The sequence below is a fragment of the Frondihabitans sucicola genome (genome assembly GCF_030296615.1).
GTDB lineage: Bacteria > Actinomycetota > Actinomycetes > Actinomycetales > Microbacteriaceae > Frondihabitans > Frondihabitans sucicola.
This window is the reverse complement of record NZ_AP027732.1, coordinates 2,492,547-2,513,589: the sequence shown is the minus strand read 5'-3', so window position 1 is coordinate 2,513,589 and position 21,043 is coordinate 2,492,547. Positions and strand designations below refer to the sequence as shown.

The following is a 21,043-nucleotide window of genomic DNA, read 5'->3' as shown; positions in this document are numbered from 1 at the left end:
CGGCCACGTGAGAGACACACCCTAGACGCTAGGCGCGGAGGTAGCAGTCGACGATCAGCGGCCCACGGACGACACGGAGTTCGTCGACCAGAGCGCTGAGGGTCTTCTGGGAGAGGCCCGCGACTCGGAGGTCGTGCGGCCCGAGTGCCGGAAGGTGCCCGGTTCGGATCCGGATCACCTCCCATCCGGCACCGCGAAGCGCCCGGTCTTTTCGGCGGTCGGCCTCCTCGCGCCGACCGACGTGCTCAAGTCCGAAGCGACCGGTCGAGTCGTATTCGATCGCGACGCGCAACTCGGGCAGGATCACGTCGGGCCACGCCTCGAGATGGTCGAAGAACGGTCGCGCGAGCCGGATCGCGTTCAGGCCCGGGGTGAACTCGAGCCGCTCTGCGAGTTCTGCTCGGAGGTCTCCTTCGACGGCGGAGGCCGGCGGTGGTGCACAGACGCTCGAGAACGGGTCTCCTGAAGGCAGAACGGGCGTTTTGGGGCAGACGACCGCCGGCCGGGTGGCGCGCGGGCGCCGCGCGACGGAGCGAGGTGCCGGTGACGCAGACCGAGCAGCCGCCCCGGCGGATCGCGATTCGCCGGACGCGACACTGGGCTCGCCCGTCGCCCCACCGCGCCGTCGCCGCGTAGCAGGCGGAGCAGGCGGAGCAGGCGGAGCAGACGGGGCAGACGGGGCAGGCGGAGCAGACGGAGCAGACGGAGCAGACGAGCCACGATCAGCAGGAGCGACCTGCCCGGCCGGATGGCCCGGGGTCGGCGCACCGGGAAGAGGCGGCGGCGCGCCGACGAGACGAGCGAGCGGGCTGGCCGAAGTGCCTGAGAGCGGCCCTTCTCGCAGTGGCATGACGGGCGTGCGGGGACGAGCCGCCTCGAGGCACTCGGGGCACCACGAGGAGCGCCTCCGTTCGCGCCCGGGCCGCGAACGCTGCTCGGTGGGCGTGGCGACGAACAGGTGACCGACATCGCACTGCCAGCAGAGGTAGACGTCGGCGGCGGGTGGGATCTGGCTCAGGACGATGCCCGCGTTGAACTCGGGGTGGTACTGCCGGACGAGCATCGGGTACGACCGCCAGGACTCGCGGTAGCGCCCGACGGGATACGGCACCGCGGCGCCTCTCGACGCCTGGCGCCGCGCCCACCACTGTGCGATCGGCTCGGGCATGCCCCGACGCTACGACGAACCACCGACACTCTGCCTCGAAGGTATCGCCCGACCGATCCTCGCCCTCGGGCCGGAGCAGCCAAGACAGAGCGATCGACGCCGAGCCGCCGGATCGGCGGAAGCGATCAGAGGAGGCAGCTCGGGCCGAGAAGGCTCTTGAGCTCGCCGTACAGGTCGGCCGTGATGTCGACCGGCAGCGGGATCTCGAAGGTGCGTGCGTTGTCGCCCTTGAGCAGGCGCAGGCGCACTTCGGTCGCGCCCGAGTGGCGCCCGAGCACCGCCCCGAGTTCGGTCACGACGTCGGTCGTCGCGCGGAACTCGGGCATGCTCAACACGAGTGGCCCGTTGCTGGCCGCCACGCCGAGGTCGGGCTGGAACATACTGTTCGCGTGCAGGTTCATGCCGTCGTCACGGACACTCACGCGCCCCTTCAGCACGATGATCGAGTCGCCGACCAGCGACGGGCCGAACTCCTGGTACGTCTTGCCCAGGAACATCGCGCTGATCTCGCCCGAGAAGTCTTCGACGGTGATGATGCCGTAAGGGTTGCCCGAGTTGCGCGCGACTCGGTGCTGGACGCTCGTGATGAGCCCGGCCACCGTGACGGTCTCGCCGTCGATGGAGTCGTCGCTGGACGTGATGTGCGTGATCGTGGTGGAAGCGTGCTTGGCGAGCTGGAGCTCGAGCCCCGCGAGCGGGTGGTCGGAGACGTACAGCCCGAGCATGTCGCGCTCGAATGCCAGCTTGTCGCGCTTCGACCACTCGGGTCGAGGCGGAACCTGTTGCACCTGCTCGGGTTCGTCCCACAGCGAGTCGAAGTCGAAGCCGACCTGCCCGTTGGCCTCGGCGCGCTTCTCGCTGACTGCGGCCTCGACCGCGCCCTCGTGGATCTCGACGAGCGACCGGCGGGTGTCGCCGAGGGAGTCGAATGCGCCCGCCTTCACGAGGGACTCGACCGTGCGTTTGTTGGCCACGGGGATCGGCACCTTGCGCAGGAAGTCGTGGAAGGAGGTGAACGCCCCTTCTCCTGTCGCGCCGCGATGATGTGGTCGACGACGTTGAAGCCGACGTTCCGCACAGCCCCCATACCGAAGCGGATGTCTTCGCCGACGGCCGCGAAGAAGCCGATCGACTCGTTGACGTCGGGCGGCAGCACCTTGATGCCCATGCGGCGGCACTCGTTGAGGTACAGCCCCAGCTTGTCGCGGGAGTCGCCGACGCTTGTCAGCAGAGCAGCCATGTACTCGGCCGGGTAGTGGGCTTTGAGATACGCGGTCCAGTACGAGACGACGCCGTAGGCGGCCGAGTGCGCCTTGTTGAAGGCGTAGTCGGAGAAGGGCAGCAGGATGTCCCAGATCTTCTGCACGGCGTCGGCCGAATAGCCGTTGTCGATCATGCCCTGCTGGAAGCCGGCGAACTGCTTGTCGAGCTCGGACTTCTTCTTCTTGCCCATGGCCCGGCGGAGGATGTCGGCCTGACCGAGGAGAAGCCCGCGAGCTTCTGGGCGACGCTCATCACCTGCTCCTGGTAGATGATGAGGCCGTAGGTGCCGCCGAGAACTTCGCGGAGCGGCTCTTCGAGCTCGGGATGGATGCCCGTGATCTCTTGCAGGCCGTTTTTGCGGAGAGCGTAGTTGGTGTGCGAGTTGGCGCCCATGGGGCCCGGACGGTACAGGGCGATGACGGCCGAGATGTCTTCGAAGTTGTCGGGCTTCATCAGCCGGAGCAGCCCGCGCATGGGGCCGCCGTCGAGCTGGAACACGCCCAGCGTGTCGCCGGATGCCAGCAGGTCGTAGGCGCCCTTGTCGTCGAGTTCGAGTTCTTCGAGGACAAGGTCGAAGTCGCGGTTCGACTTGATGTTGTCGAGGGCGTCGTTGATGATCGTGAGGTTGCGAAGCCCCAGGAAGTCCATCTTGATCAGGCCGAGTGCCTCGCTGGCCGGATAATCGAACTGCGTGACGATTTGACCGTCTTGTTCACGCTTCATGATCGGGATGATGTCGATGAGCGGGTCGCTCGACATGATCACCCCGGCCGCGTGAACACCCCATTGGCGTTTCAGCCCCTCGAGGCCGAGAGCGGTGTCGAAGACGGTCTTGGCCTCGGGATCGCCGTCGACGACCGCGCGGATGTCGCCCGCTTCTTTGTATCGGTCGTGCTCGCGATCGAAGATGCCGGTCAGCGGGATGTCCTTGCCCATGATCGCGGGCGGCATGGCCTTCGTCAGCTTCTCGCCCATCCCAAACGGGAAGCCCAGGACGCGCGAGGAGTCTTTCAGCGCCTGCTTGGCCTTGATGGTGCCGTAGGTGACGATCTGAGCGACGCGCTCGGAGCCGTACTTCTCGGTCACGTAGTTGATGACCTCGGTGCGGCGACGGTCGTCGAAGTCGACGTCGAAGTCGGGCATGGAGACGCGGTCGGGGTTGAGGAAGCGCTCGAAGATGAGGCCGTGTCGCAGCGGGTCGAGGTCGGTGATCCGCATCGCGTAGGCCGCCATCGAGCCGGCGCCGGAACCGCGACCGGGCCCCACCCGGATGCCGTGGTCTTTCGACCAGTTGATGAAGTCGGCGACCACCAGGAAGTACCCCGGGAAACCCATCTGGGCGATGACGCCGACCTCGTAGTCGGCCCGCTCGCGGACCTCGGGCGTGATGCCGCCCGGGTAGCGGAACGCGAGGCCCTCTTCGACCTCTTTCTTGAACCAGGTCTCTTCGGTCTCGCCCTCGGGCACCGGATACCGCGGCATGTAGTTCGCCTCGGTATCGAACTTCACCTCGCAGCGCTCGGCGATCAGCAGCGTGTTGTCGCACGCCTCGGGGTGGTCGCGGAAGAGGTGTCGCATCTGCGCCGCCGTCTTGAGATAGAACTCGTCGGCGTCGAACTTGAAGCGGTTGGGATCGCTCAGCGTCGACCCGGACTGCACACAGAGGAGGGCGGCGTGGCTGGTGGCGTCGTGCTCGTGCGTGTAGTGGAGGTCGTTCGTCGCGACCAGTGGCAGGTCGAGCTGCTTGGCCAGGCGGAGCAGGTCGTCCATGATGCGACGCTCGATGCCCAAACCGTGATCCATGATCTCGGCGAAGTAGTTCTCTTTGCCGAAGATGTCGCGGAAGTCACTGGCCGCCTTGACGGCTTCGTCGTACTGGCCGAGTCGGAGCCGCGTCTGCACCTCACCGCTCGGGCACCCGGTCGTCGCGATGAGTCCTTTGGCGTGCTCGGCCAGGATCTCGCGATCCATTCGCGGCTTGAAGTAGTACCCCTCGAGGGAGGCGCGCGACGACAGCCGGAAGAGGTTGTGCATGCCCTCGGTCGACTCGGAGAGCAGGGTCATGTGCGTGTACGAACCGGCGCCCGAGATGTCGTCGCGACCGCCGTCGCCCCACTTGACGCGGGTCTTGTCGCCGCGGTGCGTACCCGGCGTGATGTAGGCCTCGGTGCCGATGATCGGCTTGATGCCCGCGTCGGTCGCCGACTTGTAGAAGTCGAACGCGCCGAAGACGTTTCCGTGGTCGGTGACGGCGACGGCCGGCATGCCCTGCTTGACGGCCTCTTCGATCAGGGGTTTGACGCGAGCCGCCCCGTCGAGCATCGAGTATTCGCTGTGCACGTGCAGGTGCACGAAGGAATCGGTGCTCGTGGGCAAGGCATCTCCCTGGAAGTATCGAGCCTGAAAGTTCGAACGCGGCGGCGTCGACTGCGAAGCCGAAACCAGACTAACCGCGCCCACCGACATCGATCGGCGTGTCGCCCTCAGGACGCCCGAAGGACTTCAAGCGCGTGTTGAAGGTCTTGCGGATACGGCGACCGGAACTCGACCCACTCGTTTGTCGCGGGGTGGTGGAAGGCGAGCTGGACGGCGTGCAACCACTGACGCGTCAGGCCGAGCTTGGTCGACAGGGTCGGGTCGGCGCCGTACAGCGTGTCGCCGACGCACGGGTGACGCTGGGCGGCCATGTGCACCCGGATCTGATGGGTGCGGCCGGTCTCGAGGTGGACCTCGAGGAGCGACGCCGCAGGGAAGGCCTCGACGGTCTCGTAGTGCGTGACCGACGGTTTGCCGTCGACGACGACGGCGAATTTCCAGGACGACGAGGGGTGACGGCCGAGAGGCGCGTCGATGGTTCCCGTCAGCGGGTCGGGGTGCCCCTGGACCACGGCGTTGTAGATCTTCTCGACCGTGCGCTCCCGGAAGGCCTGCTTGAGCAGCGTGTAGGCGCGCTCCGACTTCGCGACGACCATGAGTCCGGACGTGCCGACGTCGAGACGGTGGACGATGCCCGCCCGCTCGGCGGCCCCGCTGGTCGCGATGGAGAAGCCCGCCGCGGCGAGTCCACCGAGCACGGTGGGACCCGTCCAGCCGACCGAGGGATGGGCCGCGACTCCGACGGGCTTGTCGACGACCACGAGGTCGTCGTCGTCGTAGACGATGCCCATGCCGGGCACCGAAGCGGCGACGACGGTCGGGGCCTGACGAGGTTCCCAGGTGACCTCCAACCAGGATCCCGCGTCGAGGCGGTCGGATTTTCCGACGACTTTCTGGTCGACGCTCACGCCTCCCGCAGCGGCGACCTCGGCCGCGAAGGTTCGGCTGAAACCGAGCAGCTTGGCCAGAGCGGCATCGACTCGCTCCCCTGCCAGCCCGTCCGGGACAGGCAGCGACCGGGTCTCGCTCACGAGTCGTCTCGAGAAGCGGGAGTCGACGGTTCGATGTGCGCCGCCCTCCGGTGAGCCAGGTTGCCCGGCTCGCCCTCGACGTGCACCGTGCCGTCGGAGCCTGCTTCGAGAAGCCCGTCGTCCGAGGATCCTGCGAGGTGTTCGCCCTCGTGCGGGACCACGTCGCGTTTGGAGGCGCGCCTCCCGTCGAGCCCCACTCCAAGGAGCGTCAACAGGAGCAGGAGCCCCATGCTCGACACGATGAACGTGTCTGCGACGTTGAAGATGGCGGGCAGGATCCACGGCAGGTAGATGAAGTCGACGACATGGCCGACGCCGAAGCCGGGTTCGCGGAAGAGACGGTCGGTCAGGTTGCCGAGGGTGCCGCCGAGCAGCATGCCGAGCATGAGGGCCCAGCGGAACGAGTGGATCCTGCGCGCGAAGACGACGATGGCCACGACGACCGCAGCTGCCGCGAGGGAGAAGATCCAGGTTGAGCCGGTGGCGAGCGAGAACGCGGCGCCGGGGTTCTTGACGAAGTGCAGGCGGAGCCACGGACCGAGCACGTCGACGTCTTCACCGAGGGCGAGGCCGTGCACGACAAGGTACTTGGTGCCCTGGTCGAGGAGATACACGATGACAGCGACGAAGGCCAGTGTCAGCAGAATGCGGACACTGGCCTTCGTGGCTGCCGTGTTAGTTCGAGCCAAAGCCCTGGAAGCTGGAAGGCGCACTCGACTGAGCCGAGACGGGCTCGGGAGACGACCCGGCCCCGTCGCCCTCGAGGTCGCGGAGCTGACCCTCGATGTAGCCCTTCAGCTTCTGGCGGTACTCGCTCTCGAAGGTGCGGAGCCCCTCGATGCGGTGTTCGAGCCCGATGCGCTCGTTGTCGAGACGCTCGACCTGAGCGCGCTGCTCGGTTTCGATCTTCTCGGCGCGGGCACGGTAGTCGGCTTCGAACTGCTCGGTCTTGGCCTTCTGCTCGGCCTCCACCTGCTCGACCTGGGCGCGGTGCTCGGCCTCGAACTGCTCGACCTGAGCCTTCTGCGTGGTCTCCGCCTCGGAAACGATGCGCGCGGCGGTGGCGTGGCCCTCGGCGATGAGCGCGTCACGCTTCTCGATGCCCTCACGAACGTGCTCCTCGTGGAGACGACGGGCGAGCTGCAGGAGGTTGTTGGTGCTGGTCGTCTCGTCGGCGCTCGGCGCGACGTAGGCCGGCGGCGCAGCGACTGCGGCGGCAGCGACGGGCTCGGGCTCGGGCTCGGGCGCAGCGGCGACCGGCTCCGGCTCCGGCTCCGGTGTCGGCGCGACGGGCTCGGCGGCGGGCGCCGAGGCGACCGGAGCCGAAGCAGGGGCGGCGGCAGCCGACTTCTGCAGCTCGTCGATGCGCGACTCGCCCGCGGCAAGACGCTGGCGGAGTTCTTCGTTCTCCTGGCCGAGTCGGCGGAGTTCGACGACGACCTCGTCGAGGAAGTCGTCGACCTCGTCTTGGTCGTAGCCCTCACGGAACTTCGTCGGCTGGAACCGCTTGTTGACTACGTCTTCCGGCGTCAAAGCCATTGCCGTCACCTCGTGAATCTTCTGGATCGTGGTCTGTGGTGGTGCCTCCCCTGGAAGCAAGCCCCAAAAGGGCTCTGCGGAGACACCGTGCGCGGACAGCCTACAACGACAACAGTCGACCTGACCTGAAGGCTGAAGGTCGCGTTGCGGAGAACTGCGAAAACCGCCGCGCATGGAAAGGGGTCTAGAAGGCCGACCGCGACAGCGCGGAAGCGACGCTCATGAGGATGACGACGACGAGCATGACGATGCTCCACCCGAAGTCGAGAGCCACCGAGCCGAGCCGGATCGGGGGCAGGATCCGACGGATCGCCTTGATCGGAGGATCGGTCGTCGTGTACGTGGCCTCGGCGAGAAGCAGCAGGATTCCGCGGGGACGATAGCTGCGGCTCACCGATTGAGTGAGGTCGAAGATGAACCGCGCCCACATCAGGAGGAAGAAGATGAACAGTGCGACGTAGACGATCGTTGCGACCAGGTGGACGATCATGGGTGGGCCATCAACTCGCACGGCTCGGGCGCGGGGTGGAACCCGCGGACGGAAAGGATTAAGACTGCGTGAAGAACGACGCCTCGATGTCGGACTCTACCTCAGCCGCATCACCGCTCACTGCGATGTGGGCGGGCGAGAGCAGGAACACCTTGTTCGTCACGCGCTCGATCTTTCCGTAGAGGCCCTGTGAGAGACCGCTCGCGAAATCGACGAGGCGACGCGCGTCTCCCTCGCTCATCTGCGACAGGTTGATGATCACGGGGATGCCGTCGCGGAAGCTCGCCGCGATCGACTGCGCGTCTTTGTACTCGCGCGGGTGGACGGTGAGGATCTCGTTCATTTCAGTGGACACTGCCATCTCGGTGGGGGCCTTGGAGGATGCGGCGCGGCGCAGGGGCGTCACGGGAGCACGGGTCGCAGTGGGAGCCGGAGCAGGCTGCACGGGCGACGCGGGAGCCGGCTTCGGCGCGTGAGTCGCTCGCTGCGGCGCGTGCGCCACGGCGACGGGCTGCGGAGCGGTGGCCTGGGCGGGCGCTGCCGCACGGGCCGGGGGCTCCTGCCTCGGCGACTCGTCTTCGTAATCGAGTTCTTCGTCGGCAAGCCCCAGGTAGATCAGGCTCTTCTTCAGCGGGTTCGCCATGGTGTCCTCCGGTCGTGGCTGGTCTGCATCGAGATTAACGAGCGTCCGGCCGGTTTCCCGTGATTGCCGTTCCGATTCGTAGGTGTGTCGCGCCCTCGGCGATGGCATCGGCGAAGTCGTGGGACATTCCGGCGGAGATGCCGTCCGCCCCCGAGTCGAGGGCGCGGACGCGGTCCGACAGCTCGCGGAGCCGAGCGAACGCCGCCCGAGGCTCGCCGTCGAGAGGCGCCACAGCCATCACGCCGCGAAGTCGGAGCCCAGGAGTACCGAGGATTCGCTCGACGAGCGACTCGAGGTCGGCGGGGCGGACGCCGCCGCGCGCGGGGTCGTCCGTGAGGTTGACCTGGACGAAGCCGTCGAGCGACTCGCCCTCGTCGCTGCCGAGCGCGTCGACGAGGCTCAGGCGGTCGAGGGAGTGCACGGCGTTCGCGTATGCGCGGACCTGCCTGGCTTTCTTCGACTGCAACTGCCCCACGAAGTGCCAGCGGAGCCCCTCGAGGTCGGCCGTGGATCGCGCCTTCGCCTGGGCCTCCTGGTGACGGTTCTCGCCGACATCGCGGATGCCGACCGCGTACAGCCCTCGCACCAGGGTGTCGGGGTGGAACTTGGTGACGACGATCGTCGTCAGGTCGGCAGGATCGCGATCGGCGGCCGTGGCCGCGTCGGCTATCCGCCCGAAGACGTCGTCGACGCGGCCGGCGAGCTCTGACTCGCTGGAGGGCACTTCTACTTCAGGAAGTCGGGCACGTCGAGGTCGTCGTCACCGTCGTCGAAAACGGGGTCGGACGCCTGCGTGGCAGGCTCTTCAGGCCGCTGATAGGAGGGCACCGTGCCGCTGTCGGCGATGGCGCTGACTCCGGCGACCGTGGTCGTCGCAGGGCCGTCCGACTCGACGAAACTCGAGCGGCGCTCCTTGACCTTGGTCGACGGCTCGCCGCCGTCGAAGCCCGCGGCGATGACGGTGACACGCACCTCGTCGCCCAGCGTGTCGTCGATGACGGCACCGAAGATGATGTTGGCCTCGGGGTGGACGGCCTCCTGCACCAGGCGCGCAGCGTCGTTGATCTCGAAGATTCCGAGGTTGGAGCCCCCTGGATGGAGAGCAGGACGCCGTGGGCGCCATCGATCGACGCCTCCAGGAGAGGCGAGGCGACGGCGAGCTCGGCGGCCTTGATGGCTCGGTCGGCGCCGCGAGAGGAGCCGATGCCCATGAGCGCGGATCCTGCGCCCTGCATCACGCTCTTGACGTCGGCGAAGTCGAGGTTGATCAAGCCGGGCGTCGTGATGAGGTCGGTGATGCCCTGCACACCGGCGAGGAGTACCTGGTCGGCCGTGCCGAAGGCCTCGACCATCGAGATGCCGCGCTCGGAGATCTCGAGCAGGCGGTCGTTCGGGACGACGATGAGGGTGTCGACCTCGTCTTTCAGCGAAGCCACACCAGCCTCGGCCTGCGCCTGACGACGCTTGCCCTCGAAACCGAAGGGCTTCGTGACGACACCGATCGTCAGCGCGCCGATCGACTTCGCGATGCGAGCGACCACGGGAGCGCCGCCGGTGCCGGTGCCGCCGCCTTCGCCCGCGGTCACGAACACCATGTCGGCGCCGGCAAGTGCCTCTTCGATCTCTTCCGCGTGGTCTTCCGTCGCGCGCCGGCCGACCTCGGGGTCGGCACCGGCTCCGAGGCCGCGCGTCAGTTCGCGTCCGACGTCGAGCTTGACGTCGGCGTCGCTCAAAAGCAGCGCCTGCGCGTCGGTGTTGATGGCGATGAACTCGACGCCGCGGAGTCCGAGCTCGATCATGCGGTTGACGGCGTTGACGCCACCGCCGCCGACACCGACGACCTTGATCACGGCTAGGTAGTTATGGTTCGTTGTCACGTCCGGCCTCCGCCTGAAAGAAAAACTGTCGTTGCTCTGAAAGCTTGGGGGTAAGCCTAAAGTTCTACTTGAAGCTTAAACTTATGCTCAGTATGCATATCCTGCAGTCACAAGGTAGGTGCCGCCCCTGGGCGTCGCCCCGAGGTGCACCGCGTGTCGCGGCATTCGTCGCGCAGAAAAGGAGGACACCGCGACACGCGGCCTCCTACTTCGTGCGGATGATGCCGTTGTCCGGGGCCGAGACGTCGTAGACGACCGACTGGGTGGGGTTGCGCGCCTTGTGGTCTTTGATGAGGCCCGCGAGCAGCTGCGCCTTGCGGTCGGACGAGTCGGCGCTCCCCCAGACGACGTGCTCGCCGGTCGTCAGCGTGAGGGTGACGTCGTCGGCCGTCGAAGCGGTGACCGAGGTGACGGTCTTCCGCAGCTGGTCGGGAAGCGACAGCAGGACTTCGGCCGTCGAGCGGAAGACCTTGCCGTCGAGCCCGGCGCCCTTGGGATCGACCAGCGGGTAACCGGCGGGTTGTTTCGTGGAGGTCGCGATGATCACGCCGGCCGGGTCGACCAGCTCGAAGGTCTTGCCGACTTTCACCGACGCGATCGGCTCGCGCTCCGTGATGCGGACGACGAGCGTGTGCGGCGGCATGGTCTCCGTGACATACGACTCGATCAGGGGAAGTTCGACAGGTCTGCTTTCACCGCCGAGAAGTCGATCAGCGCGAGCGGCTTTCCGAGCTGTTGGTCGAGCGACTTCTGCACGGCTGCCTTGTCGACCCGGGACGTGCCTTCCACCTTGACGGACTGCAAGGACAGCAGGGGTGAGAAGACGCTGATGGTCACGGAGCCGACGAGAACCACGACGACGGCGCCCGCGGTGATCCAGGCGGCGCGACGGTGTCGGGAACGCCGGGTGAAACGGCGGACCTCCGTGCGCTCGACGGCGCGACGAGCGGCGGCGGCGCGGCGCGCGAGGCGGCGGGAGGCTCGAGCGCGGTCGCGGGCTTCGGCCGGCGACGAGCGGGGAGGAGTCAGGTACGCAGGATCGCGACGCTCGGCAGGCCCCGCGGGCTCTGTCGCTGGTGCGCTCGCAGCCGCGGGCGCCGGCTCCGCTCTCGTCGTCTCCGGCGCCGAGGTCTTCACCCCTGGCGCAGAGCCCGACGCCTCGACGCGAGGGTCCGGTTGCGGGGCCGACGGAGCCTTCGGCGACGCGGCCTTGGCTGCGAGGCGGTCGAACCCTTCGGGGCGCTTCATCCCGCTCGGCTCACTCGGCCGTCTCGGCGGATGCCCCCGACGCAGGGGTCGCCTCGAGGCTGCCCAGGAGCTGGGGCACGATGCGGTAGACGTCACCGCACCCGAGGGTGATGACGAAGTCGCCGTCGCGAGCCACCTGGGCCACGCGGTCGGCGGCCTCCTGCCAGTCGGGGAGGTAGTCGACGCGCGCGGCGTCGACGAAGCGCGACGACACCAGTTCTCCCGTGACGCCGGGCTCGGGGTCTTCTCGTGCCCCGTAGACGTCGAGGACGACGGTGAAGTCGGCCAGGTCTTCGTAGACCGCCGCGAAGTCTCCCGCCATCATCCGGGTGCGGCTGTAGAGGTGCGGCTGGTGGACGGCGATCAATCGCCCCCGACCGACCACGGACCGTGCCGCCTGGAGCGCCGCCTGCACCTCCGTGGGGTGGTGCGCGTAGTCGTCGTAGACGCTGACGCCGCGGACGGTGCCGTGCAGCTCGAAACGACGCTGGGTGCCCCCAAACACCTCGAGGCCCATGATCGCCTCCTCCGGTGTCAGGCCGAGGCCGACGAGCACGGCGTAGGCGCCGGCCGCGTTGAGCGCGTTGTGATGGCCGGGGATGCTCAGCTGCACCCGGCGGTCGATGCCGAGGTGACCGAGCGTGAAGGCCACGGGGCCGGAGGTCGTGACGTCGGAGACGCGGACGGTGGCGTTCTCGGCCGTGCCGAACGTGACGACCTTCGACGCGTCGAGCGACGCCGTCACCGCGACCGCCCCGGGGTCGTCGCTGGAGATCGCCACGAACTCGGACGCCGCGCCCGCGAAGGTCACGAAGGCTTCGTCGAAGGCCTCACGAGAACCGTAGAAGTCGAGGTGGTCGGCGTCGACGTTGGTGATCAGGGCGATCGAGGTGTCGTAGAGCAGGAACGAGCCGTCGGACTCGTCGGCCTCGATCACGAAGAGGTCGTCGTCACCGCCCTTGGCGCTGACCCCGAGGGACTGGATCACGCCTCCGTTGACGAAGCTCGGGTCGCGGTCGGCTTCGAGGAGGGCCGTGATGATCATTCCGGTCGAGGTGGTCTTGCCGTGCGCGCCGGCGACGGAGACGAGCCGCTGCCCGGCGATGAGCCAGGCGAGGGCCTGGGAGCGGTGCAGGACGGGCAGCCCCTTGGAGAGGGCGAGCTGGTACTCGGGATTGTCCTGCCACAGGGCGCCGGTGACGACGAGGGTGTCGGCATCCCCCACGTTGGCGGCGTCGTGCCCGATGGCGATGGTGGCACCCAGCTCGCGAAGGGCGGTGATGTTCGACGACTCTCGGACGTCCGAGCCCGTCACCTGGTGGCCCGCCGCGAGGAAGACCCGCGCGATCCCGCTCATTCCCGAGCCTCCGATGCCGACGAAGTGGACCCTGCCGAGCGACTCGGGCAGGGGCTGGGTGAGGTCGGGCTTGATCATGGCTTCTCGCTGAGGGTCGTGGAAGGTGTGACGGGAACGGCTGACAGAACGAGATCGACCATGCGGTCGGCGCCGTCTCGGAACCCGACCGAGGCGCTTCGGGCCGCCATGTCGGCGATCCTGGCGCGATCGAGCAGGAGGGGGACGACGTGCGAGCGAACCCAGGCCGGAGTGAACTGGGCGTCGGCGACGAGCTCCGCTCCCCCGGCGTCGACGACGTCGGTCGCGTTGAATTTCTGCTCGCCGTTGCCCACCGGGTACGGGATGAGGACCGCGGGCAGGCCGAGAGCGGTGAGCTCGCTGACGATCGCGGATCCGGCCCTGGAGACGACGAAGTCGGCGGCGGACAGAGCGAGGTCCATCCGGTCGCAGTACTTGAGGAGATGGTAGGCGGCCAGCGACGTGGAATTCAGCTCGGATTTCTCACCGGTGATGTGCAGGATCTGCCACCCGGCACCGATGATCGCTTCGGCCGCCCTGGAGACGGTGTCGTTGAGGCGCCGGGCTCCGGTGGAGCCGCCGGTGACGAGCACGGTCGGCTTGGCGGGGTCGAGTCCGAAGAACTGAAGGGCCTCGCCCCTGGTGGCGTGACGATCGAGGTTCTCGATCTCGTCGCGCAGGGGCATCCCCACCTGGCGGGCGTGGCTCAGCTTGGTCGACTTGTAGACGACCCCCACGTGTTTCGTGACGCGGGCGCCCAGGCGGTTGGCGATACCGGGCTTGGCGTTCGCCTCGTGGACGACGATCGGGACCTTGCTGCGCCAGGCCGCCAGGTAGGCGGGAGCTGCGGCGTAGCCCCCGAAGCCCACGACGACGTCGACGTGGTGTTCGGCCAGCAGCCGACGCACCCCGGAGATGGACGAGGCGATGCGCTTCGGGAAGCGGACGGCAGCCGCACCGAGCTTCCGGGGAAGGGCAGCCGCGGAACGGTCAGCAGTTCGTAGCCGCGCGCGGGCACGAGTCGCGCCTCGAGCCCTTCGGCCGTGCCGAGGACCAGGATGACGGCCCCGGGCTCCCGACGACGCAGCCGATCGGCGGTCGCGAGGAGAGGATTCACGTGGCCGGCGGTGCCTCCGCCGGCGAGCAGATACGTCGTCACCGGAGAGACCCTACCCGGTCGCGAGCGACGGTCGCTGAGGGCTCGTCGTCGGGCGAGTGGTGCACGAACGACAGCACGACACCCAGCGCGACGAGCACGAATACGAGGGACGATCCACCGGCGCTTATCAGGGGTAACGGAACGCCGAGGACAGGCAGGAGGCCGAGCACGACCGCGACGTTGACGAGCGCCTGTCCGATGATCCAGGTCATGATCGCGCCCGTCACGATGCGCACGAAGGCGTCGTCCGAACGTCGGACGATCTTGATGAAGGACACCGCGAGCACGATGAAGAGGCCGAGCACGACGCAGGCGCCGATGAGACCGAGCTCTTCGCCGATGATCGCGTAGATGAAGTCGTTGTCGGCCTCGGGCAACCACGACCACTTGGCCTTCGAGTTGCCGAGCCCGACGCCGAAGACACCGCCGGACGCCATCGCCCAGAGACCGTGCGTCGTCTGCCAGCAGGTCGACTGGTAGGCCTCGGCCGTATTGCAGCCGGACAGCCAGGCCGAGATGCGGGTCGAGCGCGAGCTGCCGCCGTTGATGGTGAGGAGAGGGATCGCCACGGCCATCAGGAGGAGCGGCACGACGAAGAACTTGAGCCGCACGCCGCTGAGGAAGACGCCGACCCCGACGAGCATGAGCAGGATCAAGGTGGTCCCGAGGTCGCCACCCCGCATGACGAGGACGATCGCGATCAGCACGACCGGGACGAGGGGCACCGCGACCTGGCGCCAGTCGTCGAGCCGGTTCTCTTTCTTGACCAGGATCATCCCGATCCAGATGCAGAGGGACAGCTTGAGGAACTCCGACGGCTGCGCGCTGAACGACCCGATGTGGATCCAGTTGCGGTTGCCGTTGACCGTGACGCCCAGGGGGTGAACACGAGAAGCTGCAGGATCATCGACGCAGCGAGCAGGTGCCAGGAGTACTTCTTCCAGGCCCACGTCGGGACGCGCGAGACGACGAGCATCAGGGGGACCCCGACGGCGGCGAAGATGCCCTGGCGGAGGAAGGCGCCGAAGAAGTCGTGCGTGGCGACGTACTGCTCGACGCTGGAGGACGAGAGCACCATCACGAGTCCGAAGACGACCAGGAACAGCGCCGTGCCGAGGACGATGAAGAACGAGGTGGACTCGGCGGCGAAGAGCTTGCGGACGGCGACCAGGGCGGCTGCGGTGCGGGTGTCGTCGCTCTCGTGGCTTTGCGTCTCGCGCCCGCTCGCCGCGCCGCTCTTAGCGCTCAGGCGTCGCGGGAGGCTCGATGGTGTGTCGGCCATCGGCGTCACCTCCCAGGTGGTCGTGGACGGCCCGGGCGAAAGCGTCTCCCCGGGCGCCGTAGTCGGCGAACTGATCGAACGATGCCGCTGCGGGCGCCAGCAGGACGGTGTCTCCTGCAGTGGCGATCGCGGCCGCCAACGTCACGGCCTGCGGCATCACCCGTTCAGTGTCGGTCTCGTCGACCTCGAAGACGGGTATGCCGGGCGCGTGTCGCCGGAAGGCTTCCCTGAGCATTTGCCGATCCTGCCCGATGAACACGGCCGCCTTGACGGCGGAGGTGTCGTCTCGCACGAGCGGCGCGACGTCGACGCCCTTGAAGAGACCGCCGACGATCCAGACGACCGGGCCCGCGGCGAGCAGCGAAGCCCGTGCGGCATGGGGGTTGGTGGCCTTCGAGTCGTCGATCCAGGAGATGCCGTCGGCCGTCGCGACGACCTCGGAGCGGTGGTGGTCGGCACGGAAGGCGGCGACGGCCAGGTGGATCGCGTCCGGCGGCACGTCGAGGGCCCGGGCGAGAGCCGCCGCCGCCAGAACGTCTTCGACGAGGTGCGGCGCGTCGAGCCCGGAGGACTCCAGGGTCTCGAGCGTCGTGAGCTCGAGCGCGCGATGGCGGCGGTCGTCGAGGAACGCTCGATCGACGAGAAGCCCTTCGACGACGCCGACGTCGCTGACCGGAGGCGCATCGACGCCGAAGCCGATGGCTCGGCAGCCTTCGATGACGTCCGCTTCGTGCACGAGGCGCTGCGTGGTGGCGTCCGCGCGGTTGTACACGCAGGCGATGCGCGTGTTCGCGTAGACCCGGCCCTTCGCGGCGCGATAGGCATCGGCTCCACCGTGCCACTCGAGGTGGTCGTCCTCGACGTTGAGGCAGGCCGACGCGGCAGGATGCAGGGCACCGGGCCCTTCGATCGGCAGGTAGTGCAGCTGGTGGCTGGAGAGCTCGACGACCAGGACGTCGAAGCCGTCGGGTTCGCGGATGGCGTCGAGCACGGGCAGGCCGATGTTGCCGCAGGCCGCCACGGTGCGCTCGTCGGCCGCGAACATGGCTGCCGCCAGTTGCGTCGTCGTGGTCTTGCCGTTGGTGCCGGTGATGAGCACCCACTCGGCGATCCTGCCGGTCTTGTCGCGGACGCGCCAGGCCAGCTCGACGTCGCCCCAGACCGCTGCCCGCGTGGAGGACGCCCAGACGATCAGCGGGTGATGCGGCGCGAAGCCGGGGCTCACCACGATCACGTCCGCGTCGAAATCGATCAGCTCGGCGGGCGGAGTGGTCAGGTCGGACTGCACGACGAGTCGCGCGCCGATGACCGGGAGAAGCCGGGCAGCGTCGGACGAATCGTCGGGCGCGACCACCAGAACCTCGGCGCCGAGCTCACAGAGCGTGTCGGCGACCGAGAACCCGGTCACGCCGAGACCGAGGACCCCGACGCGAAGGCCCTTCCAGTCGGCGTGCCAGCTCGTGAGGGTGTCGAGTCGAGAGTCGCTCATCAGACCTTGCTGATCCATTCGAGGTAGAAGGTGCCGATGCCGGCAGCGACGAAGAGCCCCGCGATGATCCAGAACCGGACGACGACCGTGACTTCGGCCCAGCCCTTCAACTCGAAGTGGTGGTGCAGCGGACTCATGAGGAAGATGCGTTTGCCGTGCGTCAGCTTGAAGTAGATCCGCTGCAGGATCACCGAGCCGGTGACGACGAGGAACAGGCCGCCGATCAGGACGAGCAGCAGCTCGGTGCGGCTGAGGATCGCCAGCGCGGCGAGCACTCCGCCGAGGCCGAGCGAACCGGTGTCGCCGAGGAAGATCTGCGCCGGCGAGGTGTTCCACCAGAGGAAGCCGATGAGGCCGCCGGAGACGCACGCGGCGACGACCGCGAGATCGAGCGGGTTGGTCGTGTTGTAGCACGCGTTCTGCACGGCGCGGGCGCTGCCGCAAAGCTGGTTGTTCTGCCAGAAGCCGATGAAGATGTACGACCCGATGGCGAGGATCGACGCGCCGGTGGCGAGTCCGTCGAGGCCGTCGGCGACGTTGACGCCGTTCGAAGCGGAGGCCGTGATCATGATTACCCAGATGGTGAACAGGATGCCGCCGATGATCGACCCGGCGAAGGCCAGGTTGAGCCACGGGATGTCGCGGACGCCCGAGATGAAGGTGGAAGCGGCAGTCTGGCCGACGCGACCGTGCACCGTCAGCGCCAGGATCGCGAAGACCACGGCGACGACGACCTGGCCGAGGATCTTCGCCCAGCCGGTGAGGCCGAGGCTGCGCTGATTGCGGACCTTGGTGAAGTCGTCCAGGAAGCCCACGAAACCGAGGCCGACCATCATGAGGAGCGCCAGCAGGCCACTTGTCGTGAGGTGATCGCCGCCGACGAGGTGCCCGACGAAGTAGCCGAGCACGGAGCCCAGGATGAGGATGATGCCGCCCATCGTGGCGGTGCCGCGCTTCGTGTGGTGCGACTGCGGGCCATCGCTGCGGATGAACTGGCCCCAGCCGAGGCGGTGGAACAGGCGGATGAACAGCGGGGTCAGAAGGAGGGTGAAGACGAGCGACACGCCGCCGCCGATGAGGAGGGCGATCACGCGGTCACCCCCGCGAGCCGGTCTCCGAGGAACCGGAGCCCGCCCGATTTCGACGACTTGACCAGCACGATGTCCCCCTGACGCAGATCGGATCGCACCGCCTCGTAGGCGGCATCGAGGTCGGGTACGAGCATGGTCTCACCATCCCACGAACCTTCGAGGCCCGCTGCCATGTGCACGTGCCGAGCCGCGTTTCCGACCACCACGAGCTTGTGGATGTTGAGCCGGACGACGAGTCGACCGATGCGGTCGTGCTCCTCCTGGGCGTAGTCGCCGAGTTCGGCCATCTCACCGAGCACCGCGACGGACCGCTGGTCGGGACCGGTGATCTGGGCCAGGGTCTTCAGGGCAGCGGCCACGGAGTCTGGGCTGGCGTTGTAGGCGTCGTTGATGACGGTGATCCCCGGTCCTGCTTCGAGGACCTCCATGCGCCAGCGCTCGGCTCGGGTGACCGACTCGAGGACGGTCGCCGCCCGATCGACGTCGAGGCCCCACTCCCCCGCCACACCGAGAGCTGCCAGGGCGTTCATGACGTGGTGCTCGCCCAGGATCTTGAGTGCGACGGGCCGGGTGACGCCCGGCGCGTGCAGCGTGAAGCTCGTGCCCGTCGACGAGACGTCGATGTCGGTGGCGCGGTAGGTCGCTCCGTCCGACAGGCCGAACGTCACGACGCGAGCCGCGGTGTCGTCGGCCATGCCGGCCACGCGGAAGTCGTCGACGTTCAGGAGCGCGGTCGCCGAAGCGGGCAGGTCGGTGACCATCTCCGCTTTGGCCCTGCGCGTGCCCTCGATGCCGCCGAACCCGTCGGCGTGGGCCATGCCCACCTTGAGGACGACCCCCGTGTCTGGCCGGGCGATGGCGACCAGCCGGGCGATCTCACCCGGGCCGGCGGCGCCCATCTCGGCGACGAGGTAACGGGTGTCGAAGTCGGCCCGCAACATCGAGATCGGTGCTCCGACGTGGTTGTTGAACGATCCCTCCGGCGCGACGGTTGGCCCGACGGCGGAGAGGATCGCGCGCAGCATGTTCTTGGTGCTCGTCTTGCCATTGCTCCCGGTGATGCCCACGACGCGCAGCCGAAGGGACTCGTCGGCCTGCGATGCGCGGACGCGCGCGACGACCTCGCGGGCGAGATCGGCCAGCGCCACGACGCCGTCGCGGACCAGGATCACGGGGACCGAGGCCTCGATCTCGGCCTCGGTGACGATGAGAGCGGCGCCGTTCTCGACGGCGCTCGGCACGAAGAGGCGGCCATCGGTGACCTCGCCTGGAAGGGCGAAGAAGAGGAGCCCGGACCGACGAGACGCGAGTCGGTCTCGACGGAGCCCGAGACGACGGAGTTCTCGGTGGCGTCGCCGTTCAGGGTCAGCTCGCCGCCGACGATCGTGCGGACCTCCGCCAGGGTCAGCGGGATCACTCGGCCCACCCGGCCTCTCGAAGAGCGGCCCGCGCTTCTTCTCGGGCCGAATACGGCGTGCGGACGCCCCGGATGTCGCGGTAGTCCTGATGTCCCGGCCCGGCCCAGAGGATCGAGTCGCCCTCGCCCGCCAGCGCGACGGCGGCACGAATGGCGGCCTCGGGCGGACTCACCTCGTGGATCTCGTGCTCGGGGTAGGCCTCGCGCGCCGCGTCGACGAGAGTCTTGCGGATCGTTTCGGGGTCTTCGAAGCGCGGGTGGTGGTCGGTGACCACGAGGATGTCGGATCCCGCCGCGGCGACTCGCGCCATCTCGGGGCGCTTCGTCGTGTCGCGGTCTCCGTCGGCGCCGAACAGCATGATGACCTTGCCGGGGGTGAACCGGCGCACGGCCTTCAGCGTGTTGAGGAAGGCGTCGGGGCTGTGTCCGAAGTCGACGAAGACGCTCGGCCCGCGATCTCCCGAGACGCGCTCGGTGCGGCCCGGCAGGTAGGCGACGATGCCTCCGTCTTCGTCGAGAGCCTGCCCGATCGCCTCGAGCTCGAAGCCGCCCTCGACCATCATCACGATGGCGAGCGCGGCGTCGGCGGCCATGTGCCAGCCGATCATCGGCACTCGGGTGACGAGCGAGCGCCCCTCGGGGCCCGACAGGCGGAACTCGGTGTACGCGGCCTGCTCGTCGAGGATCTCGACGCTCCAGTCGGCGTCGTCGGTGCCCTCGGTGATCGGAGGCACCACCTTGATCGTCGTGACCGGGATCCGGGACGCCTCGACGACGCGCTGGCCGTACGGAGAGTCGAGGGACACCACGCCGCGAACGGCACGGTCGGGCTGGAAGAGCGGCAACTTCGCCTGGAAGTACTCCTCCATGTCTGCGTAGTCGTCGAGGTGGTCGTGGCTGAGGTTGGTGAACCCGGCGACGTCGAAGACGAGGCCGTCGACACGGTTGCGGCTGAGCGCCTGCGCGCTCACCTCGACGGCGACGGCGCGGACCTCGCTCTCGCGCATGCGAGCCAGGAGCGCGTGCATCTCGCTCGCCTCGGGCGTGGTCAGCCGTGACACGACGGTGAGATCGCCGATGTGGCGTTCCGCCGTCGACGACAGCCCCGTGACGAGGCCCATCTGCTTGAGGATGCCCTCGAGGAGGTACGACGTCGAGGTCTTGCCGTTGGTGCCGGTGACCGCGAACAGCAGCGGAGCGTGTTCGTTGGTGCGGTACACCCAGGCCGAGACGTCGCCGAGCGCAGCGCGGGGCGAGTCGACCAGGATCACGGGCAGACCGCTCTCCTTCGCGATCTCGGCGCCGGCCGCGTCGGTGAGCAGCGCGACCGCGCCGCCCTCGCGCGCCTGGTCGGCGAACTCGGCTCCGTGCCGGTGGGCGCCGGGGACGCCGACGTAGAGATCGCCGGGGTGGAGATCGCCGGTCGAGAGGGTCACACCCGTGATCTCGATTCCGTCGAGCGATCCGATGTGCTCGAGTCCGAATTCGCTGGCCAGTTGGCCGAGCGACCTCGCCGAGGATGTTCCGGTCGTAGGACCGGGGGATCCGGGCACTCAAAGATTCCTCATTTCTTGCCACGCGGGGTGTGCTGGTGA

At 68.2% G+C, this 21,043-nt stretch carries 14 protein-coding genes and 5 pseudogenes; all 19 read right to left on the bottom strand.

Features of this window, described 5'->3' with window-relative positions; translation table 11 throughout:
* Positions 1-28: 28 nt before the first annotated feature.
* Positions 29-1,168 (bottom strand): PDDEXK family nuclease, encoded by a 1,140-nt coding sequence (locus tag QUE79_RS12950; RefSeq protein ID WP_286343471.1) that lies wholly within the window; start codon positions 1,166-1,168, stop codon positions 29-31.
* 125 nt (positions 1,169-1,293) lie between these two features.
* A pseudogene (gene dnaE, locus QUE79_RS12945) lies at positions 1,294-4,753 on the bottom strand (DNA polymerase III subunit alpha).
* Positions 4,754-4,914: 161 nt separating this feature from the next.
* On the bottom strand, positions 4,915-5,838 hold the full coding sequence (locus QUE79_RS12940) for an RluA family pseudouridine synthase (protein ID WP_286343470.1): 924 nt from the start codon (positions 5,836-5,838) through the stop codon (positions 4,915-4,917).
* Positions 5,835-6,527, bottom strand: a complete 693-nt coding sequence (gene lspA, locus QUE79_RS12935; protein WP_286343469.1) for a signal peptidase II — start codon at positions 6,525-6,527, stop codon at positions 5,835-5,837. The genes QUE79_RS12940 and lspA overlap by 4 nt, the downstream gene beginning before the upstream one ends.
* A complete protein-coding gene (locus tag QUE79_RS12930; protein ID WP_286343468.1) occupies positions 6,514-7,377 on the bottom strand; it encodes a DivIVA domain-containing protein in 864 nt (287 codons plus the stop codon). Before QUE79_RS12930 ends, lspA begins: the two co-directional genes overlap by 14 nt.
* Before the next feature lie 184 nt (positions 7,378-7,561).
* The gene (locus QUE79_RS12925; protein WP_286343467.1) at positions 7,562-7,867 is read right to left on the bottom strand and encodes a YggT family protein; all 306 of its coding nucleotides are present in this window, start codon (positions 7,865-7,867) and stop codon (positions 7,562-7,564) included.
* 58 nt (positions 7,868-7,925) lie between these two features.
* Positions 7,926-8,510, bottom strand: coding sequence for a cell division protein SepF (locus QUE79_RS12920; protein WP_286343466.1), 585 nt, complete (start codon positions 8,508-8,510; stop codon positions 7,926-7,928).
* A 34-nt stretch (positions 8,511-8,544) separates the two neighbouring features.
* Complete coding sequence (locus tag QUE79_RS12915; RefSeq protein ID WP_286343465.1) at positions 8,545-9,234, bottom strand: YggS family pyridoxal phosphate-dependent enzyme; 690 nt, start codon at positions 9,232-9,234, stop codon at positions 8,545-8,547.
* Positions 9,235-9,236: 2 nt separating this feature from the next.
* A pseudogene (gene ftsZ / locus QUE79_RS12910) lies at positions 9,237-10,387 on the bottom strand (cell division protein FtsZ).
* Between the two features lie 205 nt (positions 10,388-10,592).
* The gene (locus tag QUE79_RS12905; protein ID WP_286343464.1) at positions 10,593-11,030 is read right to left on the bottom strand and encodes a cell division protein FtsQ/DivIB; all 438 of its coding nucleotides are present in this window, start codon (positions 11,028-11,030) and stop codon (positions 10,593-10,595) included.
* A gap of 23 nt (positions 11,031-11,053) precedes the next feature.
* A complete protein-coding gene (locus QUE79_RS12900; protein WP_286343463.1) occupies positions 11,054-11,635 on the bottom strand; it encodes a hypothetical protein in 582 nt (193 codons plus the stop codon).
* A gap of 10 nt (positions 11,636-11,645) precedes the next feature.
* Entirely contained in the window at positions 11,646-13,070 is a 1,425-nt protein-coding gene (gene murC, locus QUE79_RS12895) for a UDP-N-acetylmuramate--L-alanine ligase (protein WP_286343462.1), read from the bottom strand.
* Positions 13,067-14,169, bottom strand: a pseudogene (locus QUE79_RS12890) (UDP-N-acetylglucosamine--N-acetylmuramyl-(pentapeptide) pyrophosphoryl-undecaprenol N-acetylglucosamine transferase). The gene murC and the pseudogene QUE79_RS12890 overlap by 4 nt, the downstream one beginning before the upstream one ends.
* The gene (locus QUE79_RS12885) at positions 14,166-15,008 is read right to left on the bottom strand and encodes an FtsW/RodA/SpoVE family cell cycle protein (RefSeq protein WP_350271705.1); all 843 of its coding nucleotides are present in this window, start codon (positions 15,006-15,008) and stop codon (positions 14,166-14,168) included. The pseudogene QUE79_RS12890 and the gene QUE79_RS12885 overlap by 4 nt, the downstream one beginning before the upstream one ends.
* Positions 14,942-15,451: an FtsW/RodA/SpoVE family cell cycle protein gene (locus tag QUE79_RS25585; RefSeq protein WP_350271541.1), complete on the bottom strand. Its 510-nt coding sequence runs from the start codon at positions 15,449-15,451 to the stop codon at positions 14,942-14,944. Before QUE79_RS25585 ends, QUE79_RS12885 begins: the two co-directional genes overlap by 67 nt.
* Positions 15,408-16,940, bottom strand: a complete 1,533-nt coding sequence (gene murD, locus QUE79_RS12880; protein ID WP_286343461.1) for a UDP-N-acetylmuramoyl-L-alanine--D-glutamate ligase — start codon at positions 16,938-16,940, stop codon at positions 15,408-15,410. The genes QUE79_RS25585 and murD overlap by 44 nt, the downstream gene beginning before the upstream one ends.
* Positions 16,940-18,031: a phospho-N-acetylmuramoyl-pentapeptide-transferase gene (gene mraY, locus QUE79_RS12875; protein WP_286343460.1), complete on the bottom strand. Its 1,092-nt coding sequence runs from the start codon at positions 18,029-18,031 to the stop codon at positions 16,940-16,942. Before mraY ends, murD begins: the two co-directional genes overlap by 1 nt.
* Positions 18,028-19,448 (bottom strand): annotated as a pseudogene (locus QUE79_RS12870) (UDP-N-acetylmuramoyl-tripeptide--D-alanyl-D-alanine ligase). The gene mraY and the pseudogene QUE79_RS12870 overlap by 4 nt, the downstream one beginning before the upstream one ends.
* A pseudogene (locus QUE79_RS12865) lies at positions 19,445-21,009 on the bottom strand (Mur ligase family protein). Before QUE79_RS12865 ends, QUE79_RS12870 begins: the two co-directional pseudogenes overlap by 4 nt.
* Positions 21,010-21,043 lie beyond the last annotated feature (34 nt).